This is a genomic window from Geitlerinema calcuttense NRMC-F 0142 (genome assembly GCF_030285425.1).
Window position 1 is genome coordinate 24169 of the sequence record NZ_JASVEJ010000028.1, and the last position, 16485, is coordinate 40653.

General features: G+C 48.6%; 15 protein-coding genes. 9 read left to right on the plus strand and 6 right to left on the minus strand.

Annotated features, from left to right (window positions below; genetic code table 11):
- The first annotated feature begins 62 nt into the window (after window positions 1-62).
- The 5 genes from QQ055_RS07505 (at window position 63) to QQ055_RS07530 (ending at window position 4735) form a co-directional block, all read left to right on the plus strand.
- Window positions 63-1109, plus strand: a complete 1047-nt coding sequence (locus QQ055_RS07505; protein ID WP_349775329.1) for a chlorophyll a/b binding light-harvesting protein — start codon at window positions 63-65, stop codon at window positions 1107-1109.
- A gap of 88 nt (window positions 1110-1197) precedes the next feature.
- Window positions 1198-2700 carry a chlorophyll a/b binding light-harvesting protein gene (locus QQ055_RS07510; protein ID WP_349775330.1) on the plus strand — a complete coding sequence of 501 codons (1503 nt, stop codon included), beginning with the start codon at window positions 1198-1200 and terminating at the stop codon, window positions 2698-2700.
- Between the two features lie 95 nt (window positions 2701-2795).
- Entirely contained in the window at window positions 2796-3305 is a 510-nt protein-coding gene (gene fldA, locus QQ055_RS07520) for a flavodoxin FldA (RefSeq protein ID WP_283362127.1), read from the plus strand.
- A 124-nt stretch (window positions 3306-3429) separates the two neighbouring features.
- Window positions 3430-3750 carry a hypothetical protein gene (locus tag QQ055_RS07525; protein WP_286004487.1) on the plus strand — a complete coding sequence of 107 codons (321 nt, stop codon included), beginning with the start codon at window positions 3430-3432 and terminating at the stop codon, window positions 3748-3750.
- A gap of 196 nt (window positions 3751-3946) precedes the next feature.
- Window positions 3947-4735 (plus strand): alpha/beta fold hydrolase, encoded by a 789-nt coding sequence (locus QQ055_RS07530; protein WP_283362128.1) that lies wholly within the window; start codon window positions 3947-3949, stop codon window positions 4733-4735.
- Between the two features lie 229 nt (window positions 4736-4964).
- Here QQ055_RS07530 and QQ055_RS07535 read toward each other — a convergent pair whose 3' ends face one another.
- On the minus strand, window positions 4965-5981 hold the full coding sequence (locus tag QQ055_RS07535) for a type I glyceraldehyde-3-phosphate dehydrogenase (protein ID WP_283359915.1): 1017 nt from the start codon (window positions 5979-5981) through the stop codon (window positions 4965-4967).
- A 284-nt stretch (window positions 5982-6265) separates the two neighbouring features.
- Entirely contained in the window at window positions 6266-6898 is a 633-nt protein-coding gene (nadD, locus tag QQ055_RS07540) for a nicotinate (nicotinamide) nucleotide adenylyltransferase (RefSeq protein WP_286004488.1), read from the minus strand.
- Between the two features lie 268 nt (window positions 6899-7166).
- Here nadD and murC point away from each other — a divergent pair, with 268 nt between their 5' ends.
- From murC to QQ055_RS07560, 4 genes are all read left to right on the plus strand, one after another.
- Window positions 7167-8648 (plus strand): UDP-N-acetylmuramate--L-alanine ligase, encoded by a 1482-nt coding sequence (gene murC, locus QQ055_RS07545; RefSeq protein ID WP_286004492.1) that lies wholly within the window; start codon window positions 7167-7169, stop codon window positions 8646-8648.
- A 201-nt stretch (window positions 8649-8849) separates the two neighbouring features.
- Complete coding sequence (gene murB, locus QQ055_RS07550) at window positions 8850-9836, plus strand: UDP-N-acetylmuramate dehydrogenase (RefSeq protein WP_432806008.1); 987 nt, start codon at window positions 8850-8852, stop codon at window positions 9834-9836.
- A gap of 204 nt (window positions 9837-10040) precedes the next feature.
- Window positions 10041-10388: a YbaB/EbfC family nucleoid-associated protein gene (locus tag QQ055_RS07555; protein ID WP_069968610.1), complete on the plus strand. Its 348-nt coding sequence runs from the start codon at window positions 10041-10043 to the stop codon at window positions 10386-10388.
- A gap of 177 nt (window positions 10389-10565) precedes the next feature.
- Window positions 10566-11051 carry a low molecular weight protein-tyrosine-phosphatase gene (locus QQ055_RS07560; protein WP_283359912.1) on the plus strand — a complete coding sequence of 162 codons (486 nt, stop codon included), beginning with the start codon at window positions 10566-10568 and terminating at the stop codon, window positions 11049-11051.
- A 24-nt stretch (window positions 11052-11075) separates the two neighbouring features.
- Here the strand turns inward: QQ055_RS07560 and QQ055_RS07565 are convergent, their stop codons facing one another.
- The 4 genes from QQ055_RS07565 to QQ055_RS07580 form a co-directional block, all read right to left on the minus strand.
- Window positions 11076-11738 (minus strand): response regulator transcription factor, encoded by a 663-nt coding sequence (locus QQ055_RS07565; protein WP_283359911.1) that lies wholly within the window; start codon window positions 11736-11738, stop codon window positions 11076-11078.
- Between the two features lie 51 nt (window positions 11739-11789).
- Window positions 11790-12770 (minus strand): M48 family metalloprotease, encoded by a 981-nt coding sequence (locus QQ055_RS07570; RefSeq protein ID WP_286004489.1) that lies wholly within the window; start codon window positions 12768-12770, stop codon window positions 11790-11792.
- Window positions 12771-12870: 100 nt separating this feature from the next.
- Window positions 12871-15111 carry a Tex family protein gene (locus QQ055_RS07575; RefSeq protein ID WP_286004490.1) on the minus strand — a complete coding sequence of 747 codons (2241 nt, stop codon included), beginning with the start codon at window positions 15109-15111 and terminating at the stop codon, window positions 12871-12873.
- Between the two features lie 41 nt (window positions 15112-15152).
- Entirely contained in the window at window positions 15153-16118 is a 966-nt protein-coding gene (locus tag QQ055_RS07580) for a LysR family transcriptional regulator (protein ID WP_283359909.1), read from the minus strand.
- Window positions 16119-16485: the final 367 nt, after the last annotated feature.

Below are 16485 nucleotides of genomic sequence, written 5' to 3' on the forward strand. Positions count from 1 at the left end.
AGCTTCGTCCAGTAATCTAGTTTCTGGGTTAACTATTGAAAGTAACTCTCAATAAAGGAGGGATGATGCAAGCCTCAAGCAATATGCGTCCCGAAACAGCCCCCTGGTGGGCCGGGAATGCGCGATTGGTAAACCTCTCTGGACGCTTACTCGGCGCTCACGTTGCCCATGCTGGACTTATTGTATTCTGGGCCGGAGCCATGACCCTGTTTGAGCTGTCCCAATTTAACGCTCAAGCCCCCATGTACGAGCAAGGCCTCATCTTGCTGCCCCATCTGGCAGCCCAAGGATGGGGAGTGGGTGCTAACGGAGCCGTTATCGATACCTATCCTTATTTTGTCATCGGCGCGCTGCACTTAATTTCCTCAGCATTTCTAGGATTAGGTGGCATCTTCCACAGCACCAAAGGCCCGGAAAAGTTAGAAAAAACGGTTCCCGCCTTTGGGTATGACTGGGGAGACAAAAACAAAATGACCTCTATTTTAGGCATTCACCTAGTCTTACTCGGAGTTGGCGCGTTGCTCCTAGTTGCCAAAGCCATGTTTTTTGGCGGACTGTACGACCCCTCTGTGGAAAATGTCCGAGTCGTAACAGAACCCACCCTAGACCCTGCAAGGATTTTCGGTTATTTCTTTGGCGGTATTGGCAAGCACTGGTTAGCCAGCGTCAACAACCTAGAAGATATTATCGGCGGGCATATTTGGATTGGGTTAATTTGCATTGCGGGTGGAATTTGGCATATCCTCACAACACCCTTTAGCTGGACAGACCGTCTGTTTATCTGGTCTGGGGAAGCTTACCTCGCCTACGGTTTGGGCGGACTGGCACTCATGGGATTTGTGGCTACACTGTTTGTTTCTGTGAATACCACAGCTTATCCCGAAGTCTTTTACGGCCCAGGTTTAGTGATTCGCCAAAATATTCTGCCTTACTTTTCTTCCCCCAACCCGGAATTAGTCACTTCGCGAACTTGGTTGGCCAACGCCCACTTCTGGCTTGCGTTCTTCTTCCTACAAGGCCATATCTGGCACGCCTTACGCGCGGCTGGCTTTGATTTCCGCAAAGGTCGGGTAATGGATGGTACGGTTGCCCCTCAATTGACGGCTTGATTTTTGCAAGTAACTTGCAATTACTGGATTGAATGTCTGCTTTTTTCTGTCTAAATTGCAACTATTTCTCAATTAAGGAGAAAGATTGATGACAGCCGTAATTTCGGAAAGTCCCTATTCAGAAAAAATTCCTCAAGTGGGTTGGTGGGCAGGAAACGCTCGCCTGGTGAACCTCTCTGGCAAGCTTTTGGGCGCTCATGTGGCTCATGCGGGATTAATTGTCCTGTGGGCGGGTGCAATGACGTTATTTGAACTCTCGCGCTTGCAACCCGACCAAGCTTTATACGGTCAAGGCCTGATTCTTCTACCTCACTTAGCCACTTTAGGCTTTGGGGTTGGGGATGGCGGACAAATTGTGGATACCTATCCCTATTTTGTGATTGGCGTTTTGCACCTGGTTTCATCTACGGTATTAGGGGCAGGGGGACTCTATCACGCCCTCCTCGGCCCGGATGTTTTAGATGATAACCGCACCTTTGCTGGCTTTTTTGGCTACGACTGGAAAGACAGCGAAAAAATGACCACTATCCTGGGCATCCATTTAATTTTGCTGGGTATTGGGGCGTTGCTGCTGGTTGCCAAGGGAATGTTTTGGGGCGGACTGTTTGACCCTTGGGCCGGAAGTGGTGGAAGCGTCCGAGTAATAGCCCATCCCACGCTCAACCCCGTGCGAATTTTTAGTTATTTAGTGGGCGCTCAAGGAGCTGAAGGGCTAGCGGCGGTAGATAATCTAGAAGATGTTCTCGGCGGTCACATTTGGGTGGGTTTCCTTTGCATTGCGGGGGGAGTCTGGCATATTTTCACCAAGCCTTTTGACTGGGCGCACCGCATTCTTATCTATTCTGGGGAAGCTTACCTCTCTTATAGTTTAGGCGCGATCGCATACATGGGTTTTCTCGCCGCCTACTTCGTCAGCGTCAACAACACCGTCTACCCAGAAGCTTTCTATGGCCCGTTAGGGAGCCTCGAAACTAGCACAGGACTGGTTTCTAGCCGGGGTTGGCTGGCTTCGTTTCACTTCGTTTTAGGCATTCTCTTCCTATGCGGACATATTTGGCACGCCATTCGCGCTAGAGGGGTAGCTGCCGGATTTGATTTCAACAAAGGTGATATCATCAGACCGATGAGCAACCCGCAAGTGGGAAATCTGGCAACGCCCATCAATTCTTCGGATTTCTCGCTGCAATTTTTAAGCAACCTACCTATCTATCGTCGCGGTTTATCTCCTCTGTCGCGGGGCTTAGAAATTGGTATGGCTCACGGCTATTTTTTGATTGGGCCGTTTGTCAAACTCGGTCCATTACGCGATACAGAAGTTGCCAATCTTGCGGGTTTAGTGGCGGCTAGTCTTCTTGTCATTATTCTCACCGTTTGCCTTTCCCTATATGGCAGCGTTACCTACAAGAAAGAACTGCAAACTTTTCCTCGCCCTAGCTTTACCGCAACGGTGCCTCAAGTTCCCGAATCTTTACAAAATGTGGATGCTTGGAGCCAGTTTACAGGCGGTTTTCTCGTTGGAGGCATTGGGGGCACTATCTTTGCATACTTCCTCCTAAACAGCCTCAGCATTTTTGCAAGTTTGTCTCTCTAAAGTTTTTAGGCTCTAGGCGCATACCTGGCTAATGTTCTCCTCTTCTAGAGCCTTTCCTACTCCTTCAGAATTGTTACACTATCCTAGGATTATTCATGTCTAAAGTTGGTTTATTTTTTGGGACAACGACTGGTAAAACAGAATCAGTTGCTGAAATGATTCAGCAAGAGTTAGGCGAAGAGGTTGTCACGCTACACGATATCTCTAGTGCTGATGAAAGTGACTTTGAAAACTACGAGTGTTTGATTGTTGCTTGTCCGACTTGGAACATTGGCGAGTTGCAAAGCGACTGGGATGGCTTTTTTCCACAACTTGACGAGATTGATTTTAGCAATAAAAAGGTTGCCTATTTTGGGACGGGAGACCAAGTAGGCTATGCCGATAACTTTATGGATGCTCTAGGAATTTTGGAAGAAAAGATTTCCGAACTAGGTGGAACCACAGTCGGGTATTGGTCGGCGGAAGGCTACGACTTTACAGAATCTAAAGCCATCAAAAATGGGAAATTTGTTGGGCTAGCAGTTGATGAAGACAACCAACCGGAATTAACCGAAGAACGAGTTAAGGCGTGGGTTGCTCAACTCAAACGAGAATTTAGTCTATAACTCCCAATGAAGTGGGTAGGTTGAGCGAGGAAACTATTGAGTTAAATTCTCTCCACCCTTTTTTTAGACCGAAAAAACATAGAGTAACTTCCTCTACACCTCCTGAAATCTATTCGGCAAAATCATGACAGTCAACTGGTTTTCTCCTCTCTACTACACCTTATTAATTGTTTTAGGGCTTAGTTTTCTTTGGAGTATTTGGCTGGCGGCTAAGGAAGCTTTTTCTAGATTGCGACGGTTGCATCAGATTCCTTGTACAAAGTGCGCGTTTTATACGGGCGATTATCGCTTAAAGTGTACGGTACGTCCTTGCAAAGCATTATCTGAGGCGGCTTGGAACTGCGTAGACTTTGAACCCACAGACTATCCGCAAATTAACTTAGATAAGATTAAACCCCCTTGTCAAAAACCAGTTTCAAAAAAGAGCTGCCCATCTTGGATTTAAATACAAGAAGTTAGTCATTTATGGAATAGGTCAAAAGTGGTGTTGGTGTAGCTTAGGGGCGGTAAATAATCGATCGATATCAGTGCTGCTGTTATTTTTGGGCAACAACTAAACCGAGTTTCGGTGTTGTCTATCTCTTTCTTCAAAAAGAAGGCTTGTAAAATCAAAACTTTTCAAAGACTTGAGGTCAATTTAAATGTCAGAAAAACCCGAATGTTTATGGTTAACTACTAACCCTAGCTTGCAATCCTTCGATCAACCTTTATTGCAGCACCTATCGCAACATCTCAGAATCGGGCAATGGACTTATTATCAATCTGCTGATGAGCCTTGTTCGCTAGAGATAGCACTTGAATTATTGCATGACTATTTGACCAATAACGATTCGCCCAGCATTCGCGAAGCGTCTCCATTAGGTAATCCTGGTGGGAATCGTAAAATTCACCTGATTGGACATGGTACCGGGGGGTTGCTCGGCTTGCTCTACGCTGCTCGGTATCCTGAAAAAGTGAAATCTCTAACCCTACTGGGGGTTGGCGTTCATCCGGCGCTCAACTGGCACGCACACTACTACGTTTTACGTCAACTGCTACCCTGTAGCCGCTACCAAGTTCTCACCCAAATGGTACATACCCTCTTAGGGCAGCAGAGTCAAGGTACAGCCCAAGCAATCGTGAGTCTGCTAGAACGCGACTTAGACACCTCCATCTCTCCTCACTCCTTGTACAAACGGGCTAGTTTACCGCCAGTTACAGTATCTGTCCCTTTGTTAGTGTGCGGGAGTCAAAACGATCCCATTGTCGATAGCCAGCAGATTGTGGGATGGAAATCACACCTTAAAAAGAGCGATCGCATCTGGCTAGCTCCCCAAGGCTACCACTTCTTTCACTACTTCTATCCCCAAGAAGTCGGACGAGTTATCCTCCAATTCTGGAAAGGGACTTTTACCCCCCTGTTGATTCCGAGTTGCGTTTCTGAGGCTTGAGGAAGAAAGGGAATTGGGAGTTAGGAGTTGGGAGTTGGGGAAAAGAGGGTGGGGAGATGGGGAGGTGGGGGGATGGGGGGAAAGAAAGTAAATCGGCTATTGTTCTAGATACTTAACTTAGAACTCAGCACTCGTTCCCACTCAGCACTCTGTTCCCACTCAGCACTCAGCACTTTCTACTCAGCACTCTCTTCTGACTCGGAACTCGGAACTCGGAACTTTGCACTAACTACTGCCACTTCTGAGCGACTAACTCAGCCAAGTCAACAACGCGCTGAGAGTAACCCCACTCGTTATCGTACCAAGCAACCACTTTCACTAAGTCACCATCCATGACCATTGTCAGGCTAGCGTCAACGATGGAAGAGGCTTCGCTTCCGCGATAGTCACAGGAGACTAGCTCTAGGTCGCTATAGTCTAAAATACCTTTCATCGGGCCCTGTGCTGCTTCTTGTAGGGCTTCGTTGACTTCTTCAGCAAAGGTTTTCTTTTCTACCTGAGCCACAAAGTCAACAACTGAGACGTTGGGGGTAGGAACGCGCATCGCAATCCCGTTCAGTTTACCTTTAAGTTCGGGGATAACTAAAGCGACTGCTTTGGCGGCACCTGTGGAGGTCGGTACAATGTTTAATGCCGCAGCCCGCGCCCGACGCACATCCCGGTGGCTAGCATCTAACAAGCGTTGGTCGCCAGTATAGCTGTGGGTGGTGGTCATGGTGCCTTTGATAATGCCGAATTTGTCATTCAGCACTTTCACCACGGGGGCTAAACAGTTGGTGGTGCAGCTTGCGTTACTCAAAACATTATAGGCGCTGGGATCGTATTGGTCGTGGTTCACGCCCATGACGTAGGTGCCAATGTTTCCACCTTTACCGGGTGCTGTAATCAGAACTTTCTTTGCACCTGCTTGGATATGCTTGGATGCTCCTTCCTCAGAGACAAAGACGCCCGTTGATTCGATAATGAGATCGATGTTCCAATCTGCCCAAGGCAGGTTTAAGGGATTGCGATCCGATACGCATTTAACGGTGCGACCATCAACGGTAATGGAGTTATCATCAGCACTGATGTCATAACCTTTCAATACGCCCAGCATGGAGTCGTATTTTAGCAGGTGAGCATTGGTTCTTGGGTCAGAGGTATCGTTGATAGCAACGAGTTCGAGCTGGCTATTTTCTCTTCCCAACCAGCATCGCATAAAGTTACGTCCGATGCGTCCAAAACCATTGATCGCTACTCTAATCACTGCGTCTTGCCCTCTGTGTATTCAATAAAATGCCAGTTACTATCGTGAGGCTGTCAATGCCTTCTTGAAGATGGTGAGGGTTCTGAGTAAGCTACATCTTCGCGCAACATTTTAGGCGATCGCATTGCATCGCCTGCGACGCTGAAGGGCGCAATACTCGCGATACCCCTAAAAATTTGTATCCTCGATGTTGAAGATACCATAAAACTGTACCCTCTTTCTGACCGCCTGTTGGGAGTGTTTTGAGTTGAGTGCGATCGCCTCGGCTGAGTTCAGGCGAAAGTTCAGTTTCTAGGGGGATCGCGGTATAGCTGGTTTTCTTTAATATAACGGGCAACGGCTTCCGGGACGCGATCGCTAATGGATTGACCCCATTTTTGAGCGTGACGAATCTGGCTTGAGGAAATCTCAATCTCAGGCATTTGTAAAATTTGCCATCGCAGGACGATTGCTTCTTGAGCCAATTGGCGCTCGACCTGTTGACAAACTTCTTGAGTTGTGCATTTAGAATCGAGAGAACGAGGCGCGATCAACCATTGACATTGAGCAACCAGTTCTCGGCGACGGTACCAGCGAGGCAAACTGCGAAAGGTATCCAGACCAGCGATCCAATACCACTGACGGTGAGGATAATAGATTTGTAGAGCCTGTAACGTATCAATGGCGTAATCAGAACGGGTGAGGTCTGAGGTTTGGGGAACTAACCAAAACTGAGGGCGATGGGCGATCGCTAAACCAACCATGTGCAGGCGATCGGCAAAAGAGGCGACCCCTTTTCGAGGCTTGTGGAACAAACAGCGAGCGGGAACCCAGATCGCCGCTTCGAGTTCAACTTGCGCGATCGCGGCTTCTGCCACCTGTACGTGTCCCCAATGTACGGGGTCAAAACTGCCGCCCCAAATTGCCAGCGATCGCATAGTTTGGGCCTACTCCCTAGAAGCGCGTCAGGAAATCCCCTTCCAGGATTCCTGACTTATCGAGCCGAATGCGGTATAAATCAAACAATAGAGTTTCGCGATAGAAAAATCCGGCTCTTTGTTCCCCCTGTCGGCAATTCCCCTTGATGAGGGGAAAGATCTATCTTTGGCTAGAGTAATTTATTACTTCTAATTCTATTGCATTCAAAGCAATTCTTGATATGATATCGCGTGTTATTGGTGTGGTGTGGTGTGTTAAGGAGATATGATGCTGAATTCTGTAGATTTCAGCGGTAAACCGTTTCACTTCATCGGAATTGGTGGAATCGGTATGTCAGCTCTAGCCTACGTTTTGGTCAAGCGTAAGCTACCCGTGTCTGGTTCAGATATTCGTCTCAGCCACATTACTCAGCGGCTGCAAACGCTGGGAGCGCACATTTTCTGGAGTCAAGACGCGACCAACCTGGAATACTTTCAACAAGCCTTGAATTCATCGAAGAGTCAGGACGCTCAATCCTTGACCCCTTCTGTGCTGAATCCTGATGTATTGCCGCAAGTGATTTGCTCAACAGCAATCAATACCAGCAATTCCGAATATCGAGCAGCCCTAGAACTCGGTTGCCCGATCTATCACCGTTCCGACGTGTTAGCCGCTTTAATTCAAGAGCAGCGTTCCATTGCAGTCGCCGGGACGCACGGTAAAACCACAACAAGTAGCTTAATCGGTTATTTGCTGCTGCAAGCAGGACTTGACCCCACGATTGTTGTGGGAGGAGAAGTCAATAGCTGGGAAGGCAACGCCAGAGCAGGAGAAGGAGAATACTTGGTGGCCGAAGCCGACGAATCAGACGGTTCGCTGGTTAAATTCTCGCCAGAAATCGGCATTATTACCAACATCGAATTGGATCATCCCGATCACTACACCACCCTCGACCAAGTGATTGAAACTTTTCAAGTGTTTGCTCGGCAGTGTAAAAAGGTGGTGGGATGTATTGACTGCGAACTCGTACGCGATCGCATTCAGCCTGAGATTACCTACAGTCTCCGTCGCGATTCTCAAGCCGACTACACCGTTGATTTTGCCGCTTATGGGGCAGAAGGAACCACCGCTCGCGTTTGGGAAAAAGGAAAACTCCTAGGAAACCTCAGCATCCGCTTGCTAGGTCAACACAATCTCAGTAACGCCTTAGCGGCGGTTGCGGTTGGGCGCGACCTCGGACTAGATTTTGCGACAATCTCGTGCGCGATCGCCACCTTTGAAGGGGCAAGACGCCGCTTTGAATGGCGGGGAACGGCCAATGGGATCGCCTTCATTGATGACTACGCTCACCATCCTAGTGAAATTCGCGCCACCTTAGCTGCCGCTCGCCTGAGTGCCAAAAATCGTCGCGTGGTTGCCATCTTTCAACCGCATCGCTATTCGCGAACAACCACCCTACTTGACGAATTTGCTCAAGCGTTTGCCCAAGCTGACTGCGTAGTCGTCACCGACATCTACAGCGCTGGCGAACCCAATGTTGACCAAATTAGCGGTCAGCAAGTGGTTGAGTCTATTGCCCAATACCATCAGCAGGTTCACTATCAACCCACCTTAAACGCGGTTAAACAGTTTCTGACCCAAACACTTTCACCTGGGGATCTAGCGTTATTTCTGGGAGCCGGAAATCTGAATTCAGTGATTCCAGAGATGATTGCGGCCTACCAATCGGCGGATGCAAGCCTGCCGAGAGATGGATGCAATCTGGCATAAGGCACCTCTGGTTGTGACTCAATCGCTTCGTCAAACCTCCAACCCAGCTATCCACTGCTTTGAGCATACAGATTTCAACTTTCAATCATGACTATCTCCTATGACCCCCCCAGTGTCCGCCCAACTTCGACCCCTCGGAAATCCACCTCTCCAGCCTCTCACCCCCTAGAAGCATGGGTGGCTGACTCCAAGGTTTCAGAAATGGGGCAGACGAGCGCGCTAAGGGATGACGCCTCCTCCGTTGAGTTTCCCTTAGAATCCCCAGAATTTACCCCCCCAGCGGCTAAAACCCCCTTCTACCTCCCCGGCAGCGGTTGCCCAATTAAACCCCAGGTTTCCCTGGCGGGCTTAACGTCCTATCGCGTTGGCGGGCCGGCGCAATGGTATGTCGCCCCTCGCTGCCCTGAAGATTTACAAATTAGTTTGGAATGGGCAAAGTCAGAAGGCTTGCCCGTTATTGTCTTAGGGGCAGGTTCTAACTTGCTGGTGAGCGATCGCGGTTTGCCCGGTCTGGTGGTCGGAACCCGCCACCTGCGCCACATCCGCTTCGATCCCGAAATCGCTCAAGTCCAAGCCGGGGCGGGCGTTCCCATCGCTCAATTGGCTCGCCTGGTTGCCCAACGCGGCTGGCAGGGCTTGGAATGGGCCGTGGGGATTCCCGGTACCGTAGGCGGCGCAATCGTCATGAATGCGGGCGCTCACGAAAGCTGCATTGCTGATGTTTTGGTTGATGTGGATGTTCTCTCCCCGGCGGGAAATGCGGCTCGTCTGGGGGTAAGCGAGTTGGGGTATCGCTATCGCACCTCGCGATTGCAAGGAGGCGATCGCGTCGTCACCCAAGCCACCTTCCAACTGCAACCCGGAGGCGATCCCCAACGGGTGATGGCAACCACCGAAGCCCACTTAGAACGCCGTCGCACCACCCAACCCTATCATTTACCCAGTTGCGGGAGCGTCTTTCGCAACCCCGAACCCTATAAGGCAGCCTGGTTAATCGAACAAACGGGCTTAAAGGGCTACCAAATTGGCGGCGCGCAAGTGTCTCAACTTCACGCCAATTTTATTCTCAATTGCGGCAAAGCCACGGCCAGCGATATTTATCAGTTGATGCGTTACGTCCAGCAGCAAGTTGAACAGCGTTGGTCTATTCGCCTGGAACCTGAAGTGAAAATTTTAGGAGAATTCTAAAAGGCTGTGGGGAACTGGCCCCAGCCTCGGTTGAAACGTTATCCATCAGGGTCTATCTAACGCGATTTGAGCGAGGTTGATAGCAGATTTCTCCTTTGGTGAGATAATATCCAAGCGACAAGAATGCTAAGGTTGAAAAAAGCACGCTCGCTGGAGCGTGAATTAACCTGCACGTTAACAAACTAAGTACAGAGTCAACCAGTTATGTCAAAAGGACAGGGATTTGGTGGCTTCGGTCTCGGCAAAATGAAAGAACTGGCCGATGCCTTTAAGAAAGCCCAACAGGTGCAAGAAGGCGCTAAACAACTCCAAGAAGAGTTGGAACAACTCGAAATTCAAGGTGAAGCGCAAGGAGGGTTAGTGAAGGTTGTGCTGAATGGCAACCAAGCTCCCCAGCGCGTTGAAATTTCACAGGAAGTGCTTCAAGAAAGTGCAGAAGTGGTTTCTGATTTAGTAACGGCTGCCATGAAGGACGCCTATGAAAAGTCTACCCTGACCATGCGCCAACGCATGGAGGAATTAACGTCGGGTTTAAATATACCCGGATTGTAAGCGCCCCTGGCAACCCTCCTGCACTGGTTTGGGGCGTCTGGTCAAACCAGCGCTTTTTGGGGTCGAAATGCCCCCCATCCAGGGATGGAACACCAGAATTAGGTAGGAGGGAACGCTTAGTGCGATCGCATCAACCGCGCCTTCAGTCTCTCGGTGTGTTTTACAATTCAGCACGCAATGCCCTATAAGCTTTTATTTGTCTGTCTTGGCAATATCTGCCGCTCGCCTTCTGCGGAAAATATTATGAATCATCTGATCGCGCAGCAGGGCTTGGGCGATCGCATTCTGTGTGACTCCGCAGGGACGAGCAGCTATCATGTTGGCAGCCCCCCGGATCGGCGGATGACGGCGGCAGCCTCGATGCGCGGGATCGCCCTCAAAGGACAAGCCCGTCAGTTTAGCAAGGCAGATTTTGCAGCCTTCGATCTGATATTGGCAATGGATCGAGAGAATTACTCTAATATTTTGGCCCTTGCTCCGAGCGATCGCGATCGCCATAAAGTTCGTCTGATGTGCGACTTTTGCACCCGCTTCACGCTTCAGGAAGTCCCCGATCCCTATTATGGCGGCCCAGAAGGCTTTAATATCGTCATTGACCTGTTACTCGATGCTTGCGAGGGTTTGCTAGCGTTTGTCCTGCAAGAACAGGAAGCCAGCCTTTAGCAGCAAAGCAACGCCAAACTCAGATTAACTGAGCAGGCGATGCTTCATCGCAAAACTGACCAATTCGGCTCGGTTATTCGTTTCCGTTTTCCGCAACAAGCTGGTGACGTATTTTTCAATGGTACGAGCGCTCAAGTGGAGATGATCGCCAATTTGGATATTGGATAATCCTGTCGCGATCAGGTTGAGAACTTCTTGTTCGCGTTGAGTGAGACTCACATCTGAGTCTTGGACCTCGCTCTCCGCGACCGGAGATTCTAGGGCGGGATATTTTTCGGTAATTTGAACGCGCGATCGCCATTCCGACTCAATTAACTGCGATCGCTCTAATAAATTTCGCACCACAGCCCCTAACTCGTCGAGTTCAAAAGGTTTGGGCAAATAGAGATCGCACCCCAACTGGTAGCCGCGAATTCGCTCTTGGGTCGAAGTCCGGGCCGTTAAAAACACAACAGGTAACAGACGCAAAGCAGGGCGTTGGCGGACTCGTTTGACGAACTCATAGCCATCCATCAGCGGCATCGCGATATCAGTCACAATCATGTGGGGTTGATATTCATCCACCAATTTCAAGGCTTCTTGGCCGTTCTGAGCAGCAATCACCGAATAACCTGATAAGCTCAAGTAGTCGCTGATTGCGAGGCGAGTCCCTGGATCGTCCTCAGCAATAAGAATCAGCAAAGGCATGGAACATAAAAAGCAAGCGAACAAGGTCTAAAGGCAAGCAAGGCGCAGATGTTATGGCGTATTCCCAGGAGATTGTTGAGTCCGAATTCGGTTAATCTCTTGTTGAAGTTCGTCAATTTGCTGGCGGAGTCGATCGACTTCGCTTTTGGGGGTTTGAACTTCCACATTGACCGCCCCTTCCGCAGGCGATCGCCGATAGTTCCCTTGGCGAATTTGGCGGTATTCTTCAGAATTAGCCCATTCTTGCAAGTATTTTAAACGGTCTACCGGAAAGGGGTGACTCAACATGGCACCTTGAGCGCCGTTGTAGAGTAAAAACTTATACACCTGGTTAAGACCGTCTAAATCTAAGCTGTGATACTCTTCAGATTGGCGGATAAATTCCTTTAAGTTCAACTCATGGGCATACTGGTTGCTGCCTCCGGCCAGGCGCATCATGGTCTGCATGACTAAGTTTAGGTCATCTGTCACCAATAATGCAGCGCGATCGCAAGTTAACTCCGCCTTGCGCCGCCATTCATAGAAAGCGAAGATCAAGCCGCTACTCACCAAATTGCCAATCCCAAAGGTCATTTCCCCTAAGATTGAAGCGGCATTCATCGCCCAAATTGCCATTTGCAGCAAAATCGTGTGACCGCACTTAATATGAGCTAACTCATGGGCTAAAATCGTGCGAATCTCATCAGCACTCATCAAATCTAGCAAACCCGCATTCAGCACCACATAGGGGCGTTCTTTCCCCAAAGCATAACTGTTAACCTGGGGGTTCTGGGAGACAAATAACCCAGGTTCCGGATAAATATCGAGATCGCGGGTGCATTCGCGAAAAATTTGATAGATACTGGCATACTGGCGCGGCCCCACCTGAATGCTATTCCCCATCAGGAAGATATATTGGGGGCGTTCGTAGAGAAATTCCACAAAGCGGCGGGCAATTAGATCGAAACCGGGAAAGTTTCGTAAGGCTTGTTCCGCCTCGCGATCGAGAGGATGTCTAAAGGCTTCGCAAGAGATTCCAGGATAGCTAGGCATAGGAAAACAAGATAAAAGTAAGGGCAGACTCCCACCAGGGGAGTCAATAGACTGAGATTTCTAGAACAGCCGATAGGTGCAATCAGTTCTATGATATCGGTTAGGCTTTTTTGTTGAACCTAGCTTTGAGGTCGTCTACAGTGGCGTTCTGTTGAGGCGTTTGGCGGTTGGAGTGGCGCTGAGGGAGATCGGCCGATCGCATCGATAAACTGATGCGTCGTAAAGCCTCGTTGACTTCTAGAACTCGGACTTTCACCACTTGACCCACTTTTACCACTTCCTTGGGATCGCGGACAAAGCGATCGCTGAGTTGCGAGATGTGAACTAACCCCTCTTGGTGAACGCCAATATCCACAAACGCCCCAAAATTCGCCACATTCGTGACAATTCCTTCGAGTTCCATCCCCACCTGCAAGTCAGAAATTTCGTTGACGCCTTCTTTAAAGGTGGCATATTTAAACTCGGCCCTGGGATCGCGTCCGGGTTTTTCCAACTCGCGGATAATATCTTGCAGGGTGGGTAAACCGATGGTGTCCGTCACGTACTTTTGCAGGTTTAGCGATTTGAGGCGTTCTGAGGCTTGGGTAATTTGGGCGAGGGGAAGATTTAAATCAGACGCGATCGCTTGAACAACGCGATAGCTTTCGGGGTGAACTGCTGTATTATCCAAGGGTTGATCGCCTCCCCGAATCCGAAGAAATCCGGCGGCTTGTTCAAAGGCTTTGGGGCCGAGTTTGGGGACTTTGAGCAGTTCTCGACGGTTTTTAAATACTCCTTTCTCGTTGCGGTAGTTGATGACATTTTTGGCAACTGTTGGCGTCATCCCGGAAACAACGGTGAGCAATTCCTTGGAGGCGGTATTTAAGTCTACACCAACGTAGTTCACGCAGCTTTCTACGGTTTCATCGAGTTTCTTTTTCAGGAGTTTTTGATCGACATCGTGCTGATATTGTCCAACGCCGATGGATTTGGGATCGATTTTCACCAATTCGGCTAGGGGATCTTGCAGGCGGCGTCCAATACTAATCGCCCCGCGTACGGTTAAGTCTAATTCGGGGAACTCTTCTCTAGCAACGTCGCTAGCCGAATAAATCGAAGCGCCCGATTCATTCACCATCACTTTAATCGGTTGAGTTGGCAAAGATTTCAAGACTTCGCCGACAAACTCATCGGTTTCTCGCGAGGCGGTACCGTTACCAATGGCAATCAGTTGAATTTGGTATTTGGCAATCCATTTTTTCAGGGTTTCTCCGGCTTGCTGGCGTTGGTTGGCGCTTTGATGGGGGAAGAGGGTTTGATATTCTAAGAATTTGCCCGTTTGGTCTAGAACCACGGCTTTGCACCCAGTACGGAAGCCTGGATCGAGTGCGATCGCAGGTTTCATTCCCGCAGGGGGAGATAGTAGCAGTTCTCGCAGATTGCTCTCAAAGGTTTTAATCGATTCTAAGTCAGCGTAGTTTTTGCGATCGCTTCTGACTTCGGTCATTAAAGAGGTTTTCATTAACCGATTAAAACTATCTTTTAGCATCTCTTGATAGAAGCGGCGTAACTCCGGAACTCTCGTTTTCACCTCTTCCGACTCTAGATAGTTGAGAACTGAGGATTCGTCATAGTCAATATCAACGGTTAAAATTCCTTCCGCTTCACCGCGCAGCAAGGCTAACAGGTTGTGAGGGGCAATTTCCTTCACCTTAGCCTGGAAATTGCGATACATTTCAAACTTGGTGCTACCTTCAGGATGGTCTTTTTTGATCTGTGAAACAAAGACCCCTGATTGCAATAAATAATCGCGCAAATAAGCCCGCAACTTCGCTTTTTCTGCCACGGATTCTGCTAAAATATCAGCAGCCCCCTTTAGGGCTTCTTCGGCGGTTTTAATCCCGCGTTCTGAATCAATATAATTTGCCGCTTCCTTTAGGAGATCGACAGTTTTGGTTTGGGGTTGATTCAGCGATTGAATCCACTCAGCTAACGGTTCTAGTCCCTTCTCCTTTGCAATCGTGGCGCGAGTGCGACGTTTAGGTTTATACGGCAAATAAAGGTCTTCTAGCTCATTTTTCTGCAAGCAAGACTCAATCTTCGCCTTCAGTTCCTCTGTAAGCTTACCCTGAGTTGCGATCGCATCTAGAATCGTTTGCTTGCGTTCCTCCAACTCAGTCAAATAGGCAAACCTGTCTGCTAAATCGCGCAGTTGAATTTCATTAAGTTCACCCGTTCTTTCTTTGCGATATCGGGCAATAAAAGGGATGGTTGCCCCCTCATTCAGCAAATCAAGAGCATTCTGCACTTGTGCCAGCTTGAGGGACAATTCTTGAGCAAGCAGTTGCGGAATATTCAGCATGAGAAATGAGAATAAACAATAACAAAAGGGGTGAAAATAGGCTAAAGTTTGCTGGTACTTCTGGACAAGTTACTTGCCGCCTCATTCAGTTTTAGCACGGCTGTTTCTTCAGCGACTTGTTTGCCTTCATTGAGAAGATACTCTAAAAACGTTTGGGCAACAACAGACACCTGCTTCCCATTCGGATAGACAACATACCAATACCGTTCAATCGGAAATCCTTGAACATCAAGAATTGCTAACTTGTTATTGGTTCCTTCAAGCGCTAAAGTATGTAACGATAAAATTGAAATTCCCAATCCCCCCACAACCGCCTGTTTAATCGCCTCATTACTGCCTAACTCTAAGCGAACTTGAACCTTAATTTCGTGCTGTTTAAAGAAGTTCTCAATTGATTCGCGGGTTCCCGAACCCAACTCGCGCATAATAAAGGGTTCCCCACTCAAACGCTGTACGGGGATATTACTTTCATTGACTAACGGATGGCTGCGGTTGGCAAGTACCACCAGCGGGTTTTCCAAAAAGCGATGATGGCACAAATCGATGTGAGTTGGGACTTGACTGAGAATATAAAGGTCATCCGTGTTATGGTTTAATCGTTCCACTAACCCTTCGTGGTTCGTGACTTGCAAGAAAACCTCAATTCCAGGATAACGCTGGCAAAAAGGACCTAGCAGGCGAGGAACAAAATATTTCGCCGTGGTAATGACGGTTAGGCGCAGTTGACCTTGTTTGAGACCCTTCAAATCTGATAAAGTCATTTCTAGTTGCGAAAGCCGCTCAAAGATATCGCGACAGGTTGCAAATAGCTCTTCACCCGCATTGGTCAAAAATAAACGCTTTCCGACTTGTTCAAATAGCGGTAAGCCCACAATTTTCGTCAGTTGCTTTACCTGCATAGAAACAGTGGGTTGGGTGAGAAAAAGTTCCTCAGCCGCACGGGTAAAGCTTCCGTGACGGGCTGCGGCTTCAAATACTTTTAACTGATGGAGAGTGGCTTGCTTCAATCCCCTAACTCCTTAATAGACTGGTATTACGGCATAGATACCAATCTATCATGCCTATAGGATATATTTATTCCAGCCTATGGAAGATCGAGTTATCATGTGGACAGAAAGAGCGTAAGAAACCCTTCCAATAAAGGTTTTGCCCAGTTATCAATGCAGGCTAGTGGAACAGCTTGTTCCACTTTTCTACGGTCTACGGCAATCGTAGAAAAGCTCCCAAGTCATCATTATAAGCCTGGGCAACGCCTTTTTTTTTTAGTGCTGAGTGTAAAGTGCTGAGTGCTGAGTGGGAACAGAGTGCTGAGTAGAAAGTGCTGAGTGCTGAGTTGTAAGTTAAGTATCTAGAACAATAGCCAATATTTACTTT

Bases quoted from the DNA above. Each gene is read 5' to 3' on its own strand.
- QQ055_RS07505 (WP_349775329.1), top strand. From the start codon at position 63: ATGATGCAAGCCTCAAGCAATATGCGTCCCGAAACAGCCCCCTGGTGG.
- QQ055_RS07510 (WP_349775330.1), top strand. From the start codon at position 1,198: ATGACAGCCGTAATTTCGGAAAGTCCCTATTCAGAAAAAATTCCTCAA.
- fldA (WP_283362127.1), top strand. From the start codon at position 2,796: ATGTCTAAAGTTGGTTTATTTTTTGGGACAACGACTGGTAAAACAGAA.
- QQ055_RS07525 (WP_286004487.1), top strand. From the start codon at position 3,430: ATGACAGTCAACTGGTTTTCTCCTCTCTACTACACCTTATTAATTGTT.
- QQ055_RS07530 (WP_283362128.1), top strand. From the start codon at position 3,947: ATGTCAGAAAAACCCGAATGTTTATGGTTAACTACTAACCCTAGCTTG.
- nadD (WP_286004488.1), bottom strand. From the start codon at position 6,898: ATGCGATCGCTGGCAATTTGGGGCGGCAGTTTTGACCCCGTACATTGG.
- murC (WP_286004492.1), top strand. From the start codon at position 7,167: ATGCTGAATTCTGTAGATTTCAGCGGTAAACCGTTTCACTTCATCGGA.
- murB (WP_432806008.1), top strand. From the start codon at position 8,850: ATGGGGCAGACGAGCGCGCTAAGGGATGACGCCTCCTCCGTTGAGTTT.
- QQ055_RS07555 (WP_069968610.1), top strand. From the start codon at position 10,041: ATGTCAAAAGGACAGGGATTTGGTGGCTTCGGTCTCGGCAAAATGAAA.
- QQ055_RS07560 (WP_283359912.1), top strand. From the start codon at position 10,566: ATGCCCTATAAGCTTTTATTTGTCTGTCTTGGCAATATCTGCCGCTCG.
- QQ055_RS07565 (WP_283359911.1), bottom strand. From the start codon at position 11,738: ATGCCTTTGCTGATTCTTATTGCTGAGGACGATCCAGGGACTCGCCTC.
- QQ055_RS07570 (WP_286004489.1), bottom strand. From the start codon at position 12,770: ATGCCTAGCTATCCTGGAATCTCTTGCGAAGCCTTTAGACATCCTCTC.
- QQ055_RS07575 (WP_286004490.1), bottom strand. From the start codon at position 15,111: ATGCTGAATATTCCGCAACTGCTTGCTCAAGAATTGTCCCTCAAGCTG.